The sequence below is a fragment of the Gordonia pseudamarae genome, from assembly GCF_025273675.1.
Lineage (GTDB): Bacteria > Actinomycetota > Actinomycetes > Mycobacteriales > Mycobacteriaceae > Gordonia > Gordonia pseudamarae.
Map to the genome: position 1 here is coordinate 2,624,888 of NZ_CP045809.1, position 16,230 is coordinate 2,641,117.

Below are 16,230 nucleotides of genomic sequence, written 5' to 3' on the forward strand. Positions count from 1 at the left end.
CCACATCGCCGGGGTTACGCCTTTCCCGGCCCCGCGAAACCCGGCGCTTAGGCTCAACAGGCCTTCGGGGGTAAGTGCTGGCGCGCACCCGCTGAGCCTAACCACCGGGTCCGACAAGAGCGCAGCACCACTCCGTATCACAAGTACCTGAGTTACATGCCAAGGGTCGCGACTGGTCGTGATCATCATGGCCTCGGCCGGTCGGACGTAGTGGTTGAGCAACGTGTCACGACCCCGGGGTCGTGTTTGCGCGGCGATCCTGTCGATCGGTGCCCCGTTGACGGCGACGGTGGCGGCATGTCCGTCAACAACGTCCTGACCCGCAACAGCTAACCCACCTACCGTGGGAAAAAGAAAGAACCACGGCCCCTGAGGACCGTGGTTCCAACAATCTAACTTTGGTAGCGGGGACAGGATTTGAACCTGCGACCTCTGGGTTATGAGCCCAGCGAGCTACCGAGCTGCTCCACCCCGCGTTGACGTGAAGAACCTTACGGGGGTGGGGTGGCAAAACACAAATCGGCTGCTAGAGGCGTGAATCCACCGGCTCGGACTCGAGGGCGAGGACCGCGAAGACGCACTCGTGGACCTGCCAGAGCGGGGCGCCGTCGACGTGCCGGGACAGCGCTTCGCGGCCGAGCTGGTATTCACGCATCGCCATCGACCGTTTGTGTTTGAGTTCCCGCTTGCGCAGGCGGCCGAGGTCATCGAGATAGGACTGGCCGTAGATGATCCGCAGGTACTCGCGGCCGCGCACCTTGACGCCAGGTGGAACGAGGTGGTTCTTGTCGTCACGGGTCAGGTTGGCGGACGGCTTGACCACCATGCCTTCCCCTCCCGCCGCGGTGAGGTCCGCCCACCAGCGGGCACCCGCGGCGCACGAGGACGCATCGCCGGTCGACACCGGCAGCCACTGCGTTGGCGTGAAGACGTCCGGTCCGGCGGCGGCGAGGGCTTCGGCGATGTCGAGGTGCCAGGTGTGCGGACGGTCTGCGAATGTCTGCGCGCCGTCGGCGTTTCCGGCGGCCAGAACCTCGAACGGTGCGATCCGCACATCGTCGATACTCGCACCGGCATCGACGTATTGCGCGTATGCGGCGGTGAACGCGGCCCGGTCCCGACGGTCGCGTTCACACCGGTCCGAGAGCGCACCGACGTCCAGGCCGCGGGCGGTGGCCCGGGCCAGCTCCGCCGCCAGCACATCGGCCTGCGACTGTCCCGCCGCCGCGACCTCGGCGAACTGTTCGCGGATCAGCTGCTCGCCCTTGATGTTCCACGGCAACAGCTCGGCGTCCAGGATCAGCCAGTCCGATCCCAACAGGTCCAGAACACCGTGCGCCGCGTCGAGTGCCCGGGAAATGATTCCCGCGGTGGTGGCGGCATCGAAGAACGGGCGGCCGGTGCGTGTGTACAGGGCGCCGCACGTGCCGTCGGTCACCCCGAACACCCGCCGGGCCGCATCGCCCCGGGTGAGGACCAGCACCGCCCGCGAACCCATGTGCTTGCGTTCGCAGATCACCTCGGCCACACCGAGATCGGCGTAGTACCTGAACGCGCCCGCCGGGTCCTCCAGCAGATTCTCGTCCAGCGCACCGACCGGGCTCATCGTCGGCGGCAGATAGCGCACCCAGCGCGGGTCGATCGCGAAGCGTGACACAATCTCCAGCGCCGACGCCGAGACCTCCTCCCGCACAGTCAGTGCCGGTCCGAACCTGGTGTGTACGATCCGCTTGCCGGCCACATCGTCAAGATGCAGTTCGGCACGCATCAGCAGGTCGATGTCGGTCTCTCCGTAGCCCATCGGCCGCCCGCCCGGCCAGTGCACCGCGGTGGCCGGCACGTCGACGACCGCCAGCTCCGGATACCGCAACGCCGTCAACCGTCCGCCGAACACACACCCGGTGTCGATGCACAGGGTGTTGTTGACCCACCCGACATCGGTGACCGGGGTGTGGCCGTACACCACGCGCGCCGGGCCGCGATAGTCACGGGCCCAGTTGCCGCGCACCGGGTAACCCCAGCGGTCCTTCTCCCCCGTCGTCTCCCCGTACATGGCGAGGCTGCGCACCCGCCCGGACGACCGATTGTGGTAGCGCTGCGCCAAACCGGCGTGCGCCACGACGAGTTTCCCGTCATCGAAGACATAGTGGGAGACCAGCGAATCGAGGAAGGCGATCACCTCGTCGACGAACTCCGGTGACTGCGCCCGCAACTGGGCGACGGACTCGGCAAGCCCGTGCGTCAGCGCGGGTGAGTCGGGCGAGACGGAATCGGTACCGCGCGCGCGGCCGGGTCTTCGCGCACCACCGCTCCGCTGCAGCACCTTGATCAGCTTCTCCTCGTGGTTGCCACGCACACACCACGCATTGCCCGCCGCAACCAGATCCATCACCCGCCGCAACACTCCCGGCGTATCCGGGCCGCGGTCGACGAGGTCGCCGACGAAGATCAGCTTCCTTCCGTCCGGGTGGGCGTTGCCGACCCAGCCGAGCCGGTCGAGCAGGGTGTCGAGTTCGGCACGACAGCCGTGGATGTCGCCGATCAGATCGAACGGGCCACGCACATCGCCTACGTCACTGAACAGCGCGGTGCGGGTGATCCGGGTGGCGTCGATCGTCTCGACACCATCGAGTACGTGTACGAACCGAAACCCTTCCTTGCGCAGGTTCCGTGCGTGCTGTTTGAGCAGTTTGTGCTGCCGCACAACAACACCGGCATCGATACCGGCACGATCCTGCGAGCGATGCCTCAGCTCCGCGAGCGGCACGTCGAGCACGACGGCCACGGCGAACACATCGTGTTCCTTCGCCAGATCCAGCAGGCCGCGCCGGTCCTCGGGACGCAGCGAAGTGGCGTCGACCACCGTCAGCAGCCCACGGCGAAGGCGCCGCCCGGCGACGTCGTAGAGGGCGTCGAACGCATCGACGGTCGCCGCCTGGTCGGTCGGGTCGTCGGACACCATCGCCCGGAAGGTATCGGACGAGAGCACCTCGGTGCCCCGGAAATGTGCACGGGCGAAGGTCGATTTGCCCGACCCGGTCACGCCGACCAACACCACCAGGCACAGTTGCGGCATCTCGATGGTCGTCATGGCTTGTCTTCCTTGTCGATTCGGGTGAACACGGCGGTCTGTGTCGGCGGCCCCACCTTTGGGTCGTCGTCGCCGACACCCCCTAACTCCACCGCGTATCGGTACCGTTCGGCGACACCGGCGGCCCAGCCGGCGAACTCGTCACGGGTGAACTCGAAACGGTGGTCGCGATGGCGCAATTCGCCGTCGGCGAGCCCGAACACGATGTTGTGTTCGCGGTTCGGAGTGGTGACGACGACGGTGCGCGGCGCCATCGCGTCGAACACCGAATACTCGGCCACCGCCAGACGGTCGGTGTCGATGTGCTCGATCACCTCCATCAACACGACAGCGTCGAAACCGCGACAGCGTGGATCGGTATACATCAATGACGATTGCCACACGGCCACCTCACGCAGACGGGCCAGCCGCGCCGATGCTCTGTTCAGCTCCGTCACCGACACATCGACACCGGCGAGACGGCCGGCAAAACCGTCGGACACCAAACCCGCCAACAGCTTTCCCTCACCACAACCGACGTCGAGAACCGAGCGCGCACCCGACCGGAGAACCAGCTCCGTGACCGCGTTCCGGCGTTGCCGGGCCAGTGGCTCACGGTAGGGCCGCGACCGGTCGTCGTCGGCTGCCGCCGCACCGGGATCCGCGGCGTCGCCGAAACGCAACGCGGCCCGCTCGGTCAGCGGACGGATTCGTTTGAGGTATCCGCGGACGATCTCACCACGGCGGGGATGATCACCGAGCCAGCCGTCGCCGAGCCGGTCGAGCTTGTCCACCTCGTCGTCGTCGACGAAATAGTGTTTGTCGTCGGCCAGTACCGGCAGCAGCACCGCCAGCTGCCGCAACGCATCACGCAGCGTCGACCGCCCGCGCAAGGTGATGGTGCCGTGCGCCGAATCACCCCATGGCACCGGACTCAGCGGCTGCCGCGCGACACCGACATCCCAGCCGATCGGGCCGAACAGATCCGCGGGCGAGGACGCACTGCGCAACGGCACCGCCGCGATAGTGATCGTCACCTCCCACACATGGCTCACCAGATCGGGCCTGGTGACGGCCCGCCCGGCGATCGTGTCGCCGAACACCTTCCCCAATGCCACCACGAACCGCGACGACGCCTCGTCGGCGAGCGCGTTCACATACGGGCTGACGCCGCTCGACTTGTCCGGCCGCACACCGGCACCGTCGACATGCAGCACCACCCGGCACCGCTGCGCCGTCGCCTCCGAATAGAACACGGTCGCCGTACCCTGCGTTGTCGCAAACGTCTGCACCCGGTCCGGATGCTTGTGCAGCAGGAATCCCAGATCGGTGGCGGGCCGTGCATCGTCTCCGGTGACTTCGATAGTGGCAATCACTTCGCAACTGTACGACGCTGTGCAACTGATTTGCCTGCGACTACAGCGCAGCTGTCAGCCGACCGCGGCATCGGTGTGCGAGCCACGTCGTCGTTGACCGGACCGACGATCGTGGGGTCGGCCCGGCCTCCGGGAGCGGCCGCTACCCGCTGTTGCGCAGCGCGGTGGCCAGACCGTTCATGGTGAGCTGGATGCCACGGCGGATACGGGGAGAATCCTCGCCGGCACGGAACTGGCGCAACAATTCGATCTGCAGGAGGTTGAGCGGCTCCAGGTACGGGAAACGATTGTAGACCGACCGTTTCAGGGCCGCGTTGTCGGCGAGCAGATCGTCGGTACCGGTGATCCTGAAGTACATGTCGATGGTGCGTTCGTGCTCATCGACGATCATCCCGAACACCTTCTCGCGCAACTGCTCATCGGGCACCAGCTGGGCGTACCGGTGCGCCAGTCCCATATCGGATTTGGCCATCACCTGCGCCATGTTCGACATCACCGAGGTGAAGAACGGCCACTCCTCGTAGTAGCGGCGCAGCGTGGCGAGCTTGGTGTCGTCACCGTCGATCCACCGCTCGAACGCCGACCCGGTGCCGTACCAGCCGGGCAGCATCACCCGCGACTGCGACCAGCTCAGCACCCACGGGATGGCCCGCAGGTCCGAGATCGCCGTCGTCTGCTTGCGGGCCGACGGGCGTGATCCGATATTCAGTGCGCCGATCTCCGACAGCGGTGTGGAGGTGGTGAAGTACTCCACAAAACCCGGCGTGTCGTGCACCAGCGTGGAGTACGCCGACCGGGCCAGCGCGGCGATCTCGTCCATGTCGCGATATGCGGACTCCGAATCATCGCCCAGCCCTTCGATATCCAGCAACGACGACTCGATGGTGGCGGCCAGCAGCGTTTCCAGGTTGCGGGCCGCCTTGACCGGCTCGGAGTACTTGGCGGCGATCACCTCACCCTGCTCGGTGATCCGCAACGAACCCTGTACCGCGCCCGGCGGCTGCGCCAGGATCGCGTCATAGCTCGGTCCGCCGCCGCGACCGACGGTGCCGCCGCGGCCATGGAACAGCCGCAGCCGGATACCGGCCTTCTTCGCCGCCTCGACCAGATCGAGCTCACCCCGGTACAGCGCCCAGTTGGCGGCCATGTAGCCGCCGTCCTTGTTGGAGTCGGAGTAGCCGAGCATGATCTCCTGAATCCCCTGCTGCGACTCCACCAGCTTGCGGTAGAACGGAACCTCCAGCGCCGCCAGGATCGTCGTCGCGCCCTGCTGCAGATCCTCGATCGTCTCGAACAGCGGCACCACCCGTACCGTCGAGCGCGGTGCCCCGTTGTTCGGGTCGAACAGTCCCGCCTCCTTGAGCAGGATCATCGCCTCCAACATGTCGCTGACCGAGGTACACATGCTGATGATGTAGTTGGGCACCGCTTCGGGGCCGTACAGTTCAACGGCTTTCGCCGCGGCGCGCACGATGGCCAGTTCCTTGGCGGCCAATTCACTCAGCTCTGCGTCCGGACCGATCAGCGGCCGGCGCGAGGTGAGTTCGGCGGACAGCAGCGCTACCCGCTGATCCTCGTCGAGCGAGGCATAGGTGGGGTGCACTCCCGCCCAGGCGATCAGCTCAGCCACGACCTCCTCGTGCACGTCCGAGTTCTGCCGCATGTCGAGGCCGTACAGGTTGAATCCGAAACTCCGCACACCTTCCCGCAGAGTGCGCAGACGGTCGTCGGCGATGATCTCGTCGTTGTTGGCACGCAACGCGGCATCCACGACATCGAGGTCGGCGAGCAACTCGTCGGCCGTCTCGTACGGCTGCGATCCGCCCACCAGATACAGATCCGAGGTACGCATCACGTCCTCGCCGAACATCGCGGTCGCCTTGGCGGCCAACCGGGAACGAATGTGGCGCAACGATACCCGGAACGGCTCGTCCACTGCCGGATCATCCGGCTCCGACCCGGTCAGCGCGTACAGCGGCTCGTAGGGCACCGTGAGCCTGGTCGACAGGCTCAGTTCCTGCCCCAGCACCTCCAACTGCTCGAGATAGTGCCCGATCGCGGTGCGAGCGGCCATCGTGGTGGAGAACGCGACGACCTCGTCGGTGACGTACGGATTGCCATCGCGGTCACCACCGATCCACGATCCCATCCGGATCATCGGATCGTCGGCGATACCCGCATCCGGATACGCCTCACGCAGCGCCTCGCGCACCTGGGTGTTGATCTTGGGCACCACCTCGAAGAAGGCCGCATCGTAATAGCGCAGACCGGTGCGGATCTCGTCCTCGATGCGGGGCCGCTCCAACCGGATCAGCGCCGTCTGCCACAGGGTCAGGATCTGCCGGCGAATACCCTCGACAACCGCCTTGCCCTCATCCGGTGTCAGATCCTGACGCAGATGGTCCCGCAACAGATCGGTGATGCGATGCTGAGCCTCGAACACCGACCGGCGGCGGGTCTCGGTGGGGTGGGCCGTGATCACCGGCACCACCAGCGCATCTGCCAGAGCCCGGGACACCGCCGCGTCATCGAGACCCGCGGCGGCGAGTTTGGCATAGGTGGCCGCCAGGCTGCTGGCCTGCGGCGGATCGCCCGCCCGGACATGGATGCGGCGACGGCGCTCGCGGTGAATGTCCTCGGCCAGATTGGACAGCAACGCGAAATGGCTGAACGCGCGGATGATCGGCATCGCCACGGCGATGTCGATGTCGGTGTAACGATCGGCGAGATTGTCGCGGTCGAGCTCGCCGCGGCGGATGCGGAAGGCGTCCTTGCGGGAACCTTCGACGAGATCGAAGATGTCGTCGCCGGAATGGGTGCGAACGACGTCACCCAGAATCGTGCCCAGGAGCCGGATGTCGTTGCGGAGCGGCTCGGTGAGCGCACGCCCCGCGTCGTCGACGTGGATGTGGTCGACGATCGAAATCGATGGCCGCCAGGTCGCTGCACCCCGTGAGGGACTCGAATCGCTCATGGCGACCAGTATTGCGCCAAATGGGATTCACGGCAGTGCGACCGGCGCAACTGACGGCGTCGATGGTCGACCGGGGGTCAGCGGTTCCGGGGCATGAGGGGATGACGGTGTCGGCGTACGTGGTTTCGAGGCTCGTCGCCGGCGCTCCTCGCACCTCAACCGGCGACGCGGGTGGCTGCCCGCACCTCAACCGGCAACGGGGTGGGTGTCAGGAGAGCTTGATGTCGATGCCGATACCGATGATGAAGATGAACCAGATCAGGCCGACGAAGATGGTGAGGCGGTCGAGGTTGCGCTCGACGACGCTGGACCCGGACAGGCTGGACTGCACGCCACCACCGAACAGCGACGACAGACCGCCGCCCTTGCCACGGTGCAACAGCACCAGCACGATCATCAGGATGCTGGTGATGATCAGTCCGATGTCGAGTGCGAGCTTCACGGGTGGTGGTGTCCTGTCGGTCTCGGGTGCATAAACATGTGGCGGACCGGTCCCATGAAGAACCGATCCGCCACAGTCTACGCTAACGCCGTGTTACGGCAGCGGGCCCCCGGCGGCGATTGCCGACAGCGTCGCGAACTCGTCGGGCTTGAGCGAGGCCCCACCGACGAGTGCGCCGTCGACATCTGTCCGGCCGACGATGTCGCCGACGTTCTTGGCGTTGACCGATCCGCCGTACAGGACGCGCACCGACGCCGCGGTGTCCGCGTCGGCGATCTCGGCGAGCGCACCGCGTACGGCCGCACACACCTCCTGCGCGTCATCGGCGCTGGCGACCCGGCCGGTGCCGATGGCCCACACCGGCTCGTAGGCGATCACGGTCTTACCGATCTCCTCGGCCGTCAGACCGGCGAGTGAGCCCTTGAGCTGGGCGATGTTGTAGTCGACGTGACCGCCGGCCTCACGGATCTCCAGGCCCTCACCGATGCACACGATGGGGGTCAGACCGTGCCGCAGCGCCGCCTTGGTCTTGGCCAGCACCACCTCATCGGTCTCGGCGTGCAGTGTGCGGCGTTCGGAGTGCCCGACCACCACATAGGTGCAGCCCAGCTTGGCCAGGAAGGCACCACTGATCTCACCTGTGTAGGCGCCCGAATCGTGTTCGGACAGATCCTGCGCGCCGTAGGTCAGCAGCAGCTTGTCGCCGTCGATGACGGTCTGCACGCTGCGGATGTCGGTGAACGGCGGGATCACCGTCACATCGACCTTGTCGAAGTACTTCGCCGGCAACGCGAATGCCAGCTTCTGCACCAGCGCGATGGCCTCAAGGTGGTTGAGGTTCATCTTCCAGTTGCCCGCGATGAGCGGCTTGCGTGTACTCACGTATCAGCTCTCCAAAACCTTGAGGCCCGGCAGTTCCTTACCCTCCAAATATTCCAGCGACGCACCGCCGCCGGTGGAGATATGCGAGAAATCCGAGTCGGGCAGGCCCAGCGTGCGTACCGCTGCCGCCGAGTCACCGCCGCCGACGACGGTGAACGCACCACCGGCGGTGGTCGCGGCGATCGCCTCGGCCACACCACGGGTACCGGCGGCGAACTTCTCGAACTCGAACACACCCGACGGACCGTTCCAGAAGATCGTCTTGGCACCCGAGAGCACCGCGGTGAACCGCTTGACCGATTCGGGTCCGATGTCGAGCCCCATCCAGCCGTCTGGAATCTCCTCGGCGGCGACCGTCTGCGACTGCGCGTCGGCGGCGAACGAGTCCGCAACCACCACGTCGACGGGTAGGTGGATGACGTCACCGAAGCGTTCGAGCAGATCCTTGCACACGCCGATCTGATCCTCCTGAAGCAGCGAGGTTCCCACCGAAAGGCCTTGCGCGGCAAGGAAAGTGAACGCCATACCGCCGCCGATGACCAGCGTGTCGACCTTGGGGGCCAGCGATTCGATGACACCGAGCTTGTCGGACACCTTCGATCCGCCGAGCACCACCGCGTACGGGCGCTCCACCTCGTCGGTCAGCTTGGCCAGCACCTCGACCTCGGCGGCCACCAGGTTGCCCGCGTAATGCGGCAGCAGCTTGGCGACGTCGTAGACCGAGGCCTGCTTGCGATGCACCACGCCGAAACCATCGGAGACGAACGCTCCGTCGTCGCCGACGAGTTCAACCAGGGCCTTGGCCAGCGACTCGCGCTCGGCCTCGTCCTTGGAGGTCTCACGCGGGTCGAAACGGATGTTCTCCAGCAGCAGCACGTCGCCGTCGGTGAGACCCTCGGCGCGGGCCAGTGCGTCCGAACCGACCACATCACCGGCGAGCTGCACGTTGCGGCCGAGTTCCTCGGACAGTCGTGCGGCCACCGGGGCCAGGGAGAACTTCGGATCGGGCTCACCCTTGGGCCGGCCGAGGTGCGCGGTGATGATCACCTTGGCACCGGCGTCGATCAGCGCGTTGAGGGTGGGCAGTGACGCCAGGATGCGGCCCGGGTCGGTGATCGTCGACCCGTCGAGCGGGACGTTGAAATCCGACCGGACGAGCACGCCGCGACCCGAAACACCTTCTTCAAGAAGGTCTTTCAGAGTGGCTACGGGCATCAGAGCGACTTTCCGACCAGACCGATGAGGTCGACGAGGCGGTTGGAGTAGCCCCACTCGTTGTCGTACCAGGACACGGCCTTGACCTGGTTGCCGATGACCTTGGTCAGGCCGGCGTCGAACAGCGAGCTGTGCGGGTCGGTGACGATGTCGCTGGAGACGATCGGGGCGTCGTAGTACTTGAGGATGCCCTTGAGCGGTCCCTCGGCGGCGGCCTTCACCGCTGCGTTGACCTCATCGACAGTGGTGTCGCGGCCGACCTCGACGGTGAGGTCGGTGACCGAGCCGGTGGGGATCGGCACGCGCAGCGCGTAGCCGTCGAGCTTGCCCTTGAGCTCGGGCAGCACCAGGCCGATGGCCTTGGCGGCACCGGTGGAGGTGGGCACGATGTTGATGGCCGCGGCGCGTGCGCGACGCAGGTCCTTGTGCGGGCCGTCCTGCAGGTTCTGGTCCTGGGTGTAGGCGTGGACCGTGGTCATCAGGCCCTTGACGATGCCGAACTCGTCGTTGAGCACTTTGGCGAACGGGCCGAGGCAGTTGGTGGTACACGAGGCGTTGGAGATGATGTTCTGGCTGCCGTCGTACTTGTCGTCGTTGACGCCCATGACGATGGTGATGTCCTCGTCGGAGGCGGGCGCGGAGATGATGACCTTCTTGGCGCCGGCGTCCAGGTGGCCCTGCGCCTTGGCACGGGCGGTGAAGATACCGGTGGATTCGACGACGACGTCGACGCCCAGATCGCCCCACGGCAGGGCCGCCGGACCTTCCTTGACCTCCAGTGCCTTGATCTTCACATCACCGACGACGATGGTGTCCTCGCCGTCGAGGGTGACATCCTGCGGCAACCGGCCCAGGATGGAGTCGAACTTCAGGAGATGCGCGAGGCTCGCATTGTCGGTCAGGTCGTTGACCGCGATGATCTCGATATCAGTGGTCCCCAGCGCTTTCTGTGCCTCGACAGCGCGGAAGAAGTTACGGCCGATCCGGCCGAATCCGTTAACGCCTACCCGAACAGTCACTGTTGTGCTCCTTAGCGGTATTCATCGACGGGCCGTGCGGCCCGGGGGTATGCCCTCGGCGGCGGTGCGTGGATGCCACCGAGTGACGTTGCCGCATCTCAGCCTAGTAGGAGTCGGCCATCGGAGCAGCAGGTGGCACCGAAAACTCACGCCTCGTCGAGCAGGTCGGCGGTGACCGCCGCCTCGGTGTCCGGAATACCTTCCGCCCGAGCCTTTTTGTCGGCCATCGACAGCAGGCGGCGAATCCGGCCCGCGACGGCGTCCTTGGTCATCGGTGGGTCGGCGAGCTGGCCGAGCTCCTCGAGCGAGGCCTGGCGATGGGTGACACGCAGTTGTCCGGCCGCCAGCAGGTGGTCGGGGATCTCGTCGCCGAGGATCTCCATGGCGCGTTCGACGCGGGCCGCGGCGGCCACCGCCGCACGGGCCGAACGCCGCAGGTTGGCGTCGTCGAAGTTGGCCAGGCGGTTGGCGGTGGCGCGCACCTCGCGGCGCATCCGCCGCTCCTCCCACACCAGCCGGGTGTCGTGGGCACCCATCCGGGTGAGCAGCGCGCCGATGGCCTCACCGTCGCGGATCACCACCCGATCGGCCCCGCGCACCTCGCGTGCCTTGGCGGCGACGCCGAGCCTGCGCGCGGCGCCGACGAGGGCGAGCGCGGCCTCGGGGCCGGGGCAGCTGACCTCCAGCGCCGACGAACGGCCCGGTTCGGTGAGCGACCCGTGCGCCAGGAAGGCACCGCGCCAGGCGGCCTCGGCGTCGGCGATGCTGCCGCCGACCACCTGTGCGGGCAAGCCGCGAACGGGTCGTCCGCGCATGTCGAGCAGGCCGGTCTGCCGGGCCAGACCCTCACCGTCCTTGGTGACCCGGACGATAAATCGCGAGCTCTTACGGATACCGCCGCTGCGCAGCACGTGCACCTCGGAGTTGTATCCGTACAGGTCGTGAATCTCGCCGCGCAGCCTGCGCGCGACGTTGCCCACGTCGAGTTCGGCCTCGACCACGACACGACCGGCGACGATGTGCAGTCCACCGGCGAACCGCAGCAGCGCGGACACCTCCGCCTTCCGCGAGCTCACCGTTGCCACCGACAGACGACTCAGCTCGTCCTTGACCGCCGCTGTCATCGCCACCAGTATCTGGCCTCCTGTCATAGACCCATACCCCCTGTTTGCCGTGCTGCGTCCGCGGGAGACGCCCCCGCATCGTCGCGGGCCGCACCGGCGGTGATCTGCATCACCGGCAAGGCAGCCCGCGGAGGGCCATTATCCCAGAACCGTAACCACGCGTGCGGCATGCTCTGACATCATGGCGAAGTTTTAGATAGCAAATTCCATGTGCCTTCATACAGGGAATCGATCAGTTGCGCCAATTTCTCCGGATCGTGCACATGCTTGCCCGGTACCGCGAGGTCACCCACATGCAGCGTCGCACCGAACAGCGCGGCGGCCCGCTCAAGGTACTCGCGTTCGCGGCCGGCGGGCACCGACGCCGAATCGACCACCACATGATCGACACGGAAGGCATCGGCATGCGCATGCAACACATGCAGGTGACGCTCCACCGAAAACCCCGGCGTCTCACCCGGTTCCGGCGCCAGATTGACCACCAGTACCTTGGCTGCCCGGCTGCGCCGCAACGCCGCGAGCTGTTCGGGCACCAATACGTGCGGGATCACGCTGGAGAACCACGACCCGGGACCGAGCACCACCAGATCGGCCTCCGTGATCGCGGTGAGCGCCTGCTCGCACGACGGTGGACGCTCGGGCAGCAGCCGCACCCGGCGCACCTTGCCCGGCGTCGTCGCCACCGCCACCTGGCCACGGATGCACCTGCTGATCCGCGGGTCACTCTCCAGTCCCGACACGTCGGCCTCGATGTCGAGCGGCACCAGCGACATCGGCAGGACCCGGCCGTCGACGTCGAATATCTCGCGCAACTCGTCGAGCGCCGCGACCGGATCGCCCACCAGCTCCGACAGACCGGCCAACAGCAGGTTGCCCACCGGATGCCCGGCGAGCGCCCCCCTGCCCCGGAACCGGTGCTGCAGGGCCTCGGCCCACAACACCCGCCGCGCACGGTCGCGGTCGTCGGCCAGATCCGCCACCGCTGCCGGTGCGGTCATCAACGCCGCCAGCGCCATCCGCAGGTCACCGGGCGGGATCACATCGAGTTCGGCCCGCATCCTGCCCGACGATCCGCCGTCGTCGGCGACGGTGACCACCGCCGTCACATCGCGGGTCAGATACCGCATCGCGGTCAGGGTCGCATACAGCCCGTGGCCCCCGCCCAGTGCCACGATCTTGCGTTCACCCATCATTCGCGTCCCAGGTCCCGGTGCAGCACCCGGATGTCGTAGTGCGCGTCGCCGGCGGCGGCCACCGCCGCAAGCCTGCGCGCCAGTTCCTCGGTCATCGCCACGCTGCGGTGCTTGCCGCCCGTGCATCCGACACTGATCGTCATGTACCGCTTGCCCTCCCGCAGATAGCCGGGCGCCACCAGCGCCACCAGGTCCACATAGGTGGCCGCGAATGTCGCCGCCTCCGGCTGCCCCAGCACGTAGTCACGCACCGGTTCGTCCCGGCCGTTGTGCTCGCGCAGTTCGGGAACCCAGTACGGGTTGGGCAGAAAGCGCACGTCGGCCACCAGATCGGAGTCGATCGGCACCCCGTACTTGAAGCCGAACGACTGCACGGCGATGCTCAGCGTGTCGTCCCCGGCGTTCGGGTACAGCCCCTCCACCACCGAGCGCAGCTTGGCGACGCTCAGGGTGGAGGTATCCACCACCAGATCGGCCCCGTCCTGAATCGGCGCGAGCACCGCCCGCTCCCGCGCGATGCCCTCGATCAGCGTCTCCCCGCCCTGCATGGGATGGCGCCTGCGCACCTGCTCGAAACGCCGGACCAGGATCTGATCGCTGGCGTCGAGAAACAACACCCGCGTGGCCACGCCCGCCTGCGCCAACTGATCGCGTACCTGCGCCAGCTCATCGTCGATGGCACTGTCGGTGGCGCGCACCACGATCGCCATCCGCGCGATCGCGGGACTGTCGGTGTGCACGAAATCAACCAGCTTGGCAACCAGTGTCGGCGGCACATTGTCGGCCACGTACCAGCCGTCGTCCTCCAGGATGTTGGCCACGCTCGACCGGCCCGCACCCGACATGCCGGCCACGAACAACACGGTCAGATCGATCGACTCACCCAGCGCTCTGCCCTCACTCATCCACCACACCTCCTCCGGCGGCCCGGGCGAGATCCGCCTGCGGCCTGTGCCCGCGTTCATCGTGCCCGTTTCCGGCGGCCAGCGCGTCGCGAACCGCCGTCGCGGTGGCCACTCCGATGCCGGGTACCGCCGAAATCTCCTCGACCGAGGCCTCCCGCAGCTTGGCCACCGACCCGAAATGGCTCACCAGTGCGGTACGCCGCACCTGCCCCAGCCCCGGTATCGCGTCGAGTACCGACGCCGTCATCCGCTTGCTGCGTTTGCTGCGATGAAAGGTGATCGCGAACCGGTGCGCCTCGTCGCGCACCCGCTGCAGCAGGAACAGGGCCTCACTGCTGCGCGGCAGGATCACCGGATCGTCGTCGTCGGGCAGCCAGATCTCCTCCAGACGTTTGGCCAGCCCGACCACCGCCACATCGGTGATGCCGAGTTCGTCGAAGACCGCGGCCGCCGCCTGCACCTGGGGCTGACCACCGTCGACCACGAACAGATTGGGCGGATAGGCGAACCGGCGCGCCTTGCCCGATTCGGGGTCGACCACCGGTTCCCGGTCGGCGCGGTGCCGCAGGAAGCGGCGCCTGGTGACCTCCGCGATCGACCCGACATCGTCCGAATGACCTTCTCCGGCAGCTTCTTTGATCGAGTAGTGACGGTAGTCCGATTTGCGGGGCAATCCGTCTTCGAACACCACCAGTGAGGCCACCACATCGGTGCCCTGCACGTGCGAGATGTCGACGCACTCGATGCGCAGCGGCGCCTCGTCCAGCCCGAGGGCCTGTTGGATCTCTGTCAGTGCCGCCGACCGGGTGGTCAGATCACCGGCCCGCCTCAACTTGTGCTGGGCCAATGACTCGGAGGCATTGCGGGCCACCGTCTCCATCAGGGCGCGCTTGTCACCACGCTGGGGTACGCGCACCGCCACCCGGCTGCCGCGCAGATCGGTGAGCCAGTCGGTCACCTTGCCCACGTCGCCGGGTACCGCGGGCACCAGGACCTCACGCGGAATCGACTCGCCGGTCTCCATATCGGCCTGCCCGCCGTAGAACTGGGTCAGGAACTGCCCGATGACCTCGCCGTCGTCGTCGGAATCAAAACGCTCGACGACCCAGCCGCGCTGGCCCCGCACCCGTCCGCCGCGCACATGGAACACCTGCACCGACATCTCCAGGTCGTCGGAGTCGACGGCGATGACATCGGCGTCGGTGCCGTCGCCGAACACCACCGCCTGCTTTTCCATCGCCCGCCGCAGTGCGGTGGCGTCATCACGCAGCCTGGCAGCCTTCTCGAAATCCAATTCCTCAGCGGCCGAGGACATCTCGCGTTCGATCTGGTTGATCAGCTGGTCGGTGCGGCCGGCAAGGAAGTCGCAGAAGTCGTCGACGATGCGCCGATGCTCGCCGGCCGAAACCCGGCCCACGCACGGCGCCGAACACTTGTCGATATAGCCCAGCAGACACGGCCGGTCCATCTGACGGTGGCGTTTGAACACCCCGTTGGTGCAGGTGCGGGCGGGAAATACGCGCGTGAGCAGATCGACCGTCTCGCGGATGGCCCAGGCATGGGAGTACGGCCCGAAATACCGCACACCGCGTGTGCGGTGACCTCGATAGACCGCCAGCCGCGGGTACTCCTCGTTCAGCGTGACGGCCAGCACCGGATAGGTCTTGTCGTCGCGGTAGCGGACGTTGAACCGCGGGTCGAACTCCTTGATCCAGTTGTATTCGAGCTGCAGCGCCTCCACCTCGGTGCCGACGACCGTCCACTCCACCGACGCCGCCGAGGTGACCATCTGCCGGGTCCGCGGATGCAGCGAGGCTACATCGGCGAAGTAGGACGTCAGCCGGGACCGCAGATTCTTGGCCTTGCCCACGTAGATGACACGCCGGTGTGCGTCACGGAACTTGTACACACCCGGATCGGTCGGGATCGTCCCCGGTGCGGGGCGATAGGTAGACGGGTCAGCCACCGCTCCAGGCTAGTACGTGATCCCATGGTCGTACGTGATCCCATGGTCGGGTCCCGGCCGGCCC

11 protein-coding genes and 1 tRNA gene are annotated in these 16,230 nt (G+C 66.8%); all 12 read right to left on the minus strand.

Annotated features, from left to right (window positions below):
* Window positions 1-399 precede the first annotated feature (399 nt).
* Window positions 400-476, minus strand: a tRNA-Met gene (locus GII31_RS11620).
* A gap of 50 nt (window positions 477-526) precedes the next feature.
* Window positions 527-3,091 carry a polynucleotide kinase-phosphatase gene (locus GII31_RS11625; RefSeq protein WP_213243226.1) on the minus strand — a complete coding sequence of 855 codons (2,565 nt, stop codon included), beginning with the start codon at window positions 3,089-3,091 and terminating at the stop codon, window positions 527-529.
* A complete protein-coding gene (locus tag GII31_RS11630) occupies window positions 3,088-4,446 on the minus strand; it encodes a 3' terminal RNA ribose 2'-O-methyltransferase Hen1 (protein WP_213243228.1) in 1,359 nt (452 codons plus the stop codon). The genes GII31_RS11625 and GII31_RS11630 overlap by 4 nt, the downstream gene beginning before the upstream one ends.
* A 142-nt stretch (window positions 4,447-4,588) precedes the next feature.
* Window positions 4,589-7,420 (minus strand): phosphoenolpyruvate carboxylase, encoded by a 2,832-nt coding sequence (gene ppc / locus GII31_RS11635; RefSeq protein WP_213243230.1) that lies wholly within the window; start codon window positions 7,418-7,420, stop codon window positions 4,589-4,591.
* A 208-nt stretch (window positions 7,421-7,628) separates the two neighbouring features.
* On the minus strand, window positions 7,629-7,862 hold the full coding sequence (gene secG, locus GII31_RS11640; protein ID WP_213243232.1) for a preprotein translocase subunit SecG: 234 nt from the start codon (window positions 7,860-7,862) through the stop codon (window positions 7,629-7,631).
* 93 nt (window positions 7,863-7,955) lie between these two features.
* Window positions 7,956-8,744, minus strand: coding sequence for a triose-phosphate isomerase (gene tpiA / locus GII31_RS11645; RefSeq protein WP_213243234.1), 789 nt, complete (start codon window positions 8,742-8,744; stop codon window positions 7,956-7,958).
* 3 nt (window positions 8,745-8,747) lie between these two features.
* Window positions 8,748-9,959, minus strand: coding sequence for a phosphoglycerate kinase (locus GII31_RS11650; protein ID WP_260839952.1), 1,212 nt, complete (start codon window positions 9,957-9,959; stop codon window positions 8,748-8,750).
* Window positions 9,959-10,978, minus strand: coding sequence for a type I glyceraldehyde-3-phosphate dehydrogenase (gap, locus tag GII31_RS11655; protein WP_213243237.1), 1,020 nt, complete (start codon window positions 10,976-10,978; stop codon window positions 9,959-9,961). Before gap ends, GII31_RS11650 begins: the two co-directional genes overlap by 1 nt.
* A gap of 146 nt (window positions 10,979-11,124) precedes the next feature.
* The gene (gene whiA / locus GII31_RS11660) at window positions 11,125-12,108 is read right to left on the minus strand and encodes a DNA-binding protein WhiA (RefSeq protein ID WP_213243239.1); all 984 of its coding nucleotides are present in this window, start codon (window positions 12,106-12,108) and stop codon (window positions 11,125-11,127) included.
* A 173-nt stretch (window positions 12,109-12,281) separates the two neighbouring features.
* Window positions 12,282-13,292: a gluconeogenesis factor YvcK family protein gene (locus GII31_RS11665; RefSeq protein WP_213250205.1), complete on the minus strand. Its 1,011-nt coding sequence runs from the start codon at window positions 13,290-13,292 to the stop codon at window positions 12,282-12,284.
* Window positions 13,292-14,200 (minus strand): RNase adapter RapZ, encoded by a 909-nt coding sequence (gene rapZ, locus GII31_RS11670; RefSeq protein WP_213243241.1) that lies wholly within the window; start codon window positions 14,198-14,200, stop codon window positions 13,292-13,294. The genes GII31_RS11665 and rapZ overlap by 1 nt, the downstream gene beginning before the upstream one ends.
* A complete protein-coding gene (uvrC, locus tag GII31_RS11675) occupies window positions 14,193-16,166 on the minus strand; it encodes an excinuclease ABC subunit UvrC (protein WP_213243243.1) in 1,974 nt (657 codons plus the stop codon). Before uvrC ends, rapZ begins: the two co-directional genes overlap by 8 nt.
* Between the last annotated feature and the right edge of the window lie 64 nt (window positions 16,167-16,230).

What these genes read in the sequence shown, in the direction of transcription:
- GII31_RS11625 (WP_213243226.1), bottom strand. Translation starts at nt 3,091, where the DNA reads ATGACGACCATCGAGATGCCGCAACTGTGCCTGGTGGTGTTGGTCGGC.
- ppc (WP_213243230.1), bottom strand. Translation starts at nt 7,420, where the DNA reads ATGAGCGATTCGAGTCCCTCACGGGGTGCAGCGACCTGGCGGCCATCG.
- GII31_RS11650 (WP_260839952.1), bottom strand. Translation starts at nt 9,959, where the DNA reads ATGCCCGTAGCCACTCTGAAAGACCTTCTTGAAGAAGGTGTTTCGGGT.
- GII31_RS11665 (WP_213250205.1), bottom strand. Translation starts at nt 13,292, where the DNA reads ATGGGTGAACGCAAGATCGTGGCACTGGGCGGGGGCCACGGGCTGTAT.
- rapZ (WP_213243241.1), bottom strand. Translation starts at nt 14,200, where the DNA reads ATGAGTGAGGGCAGAGCGCTGGGTGAGTCGATCGATCTGACCGTGTTG.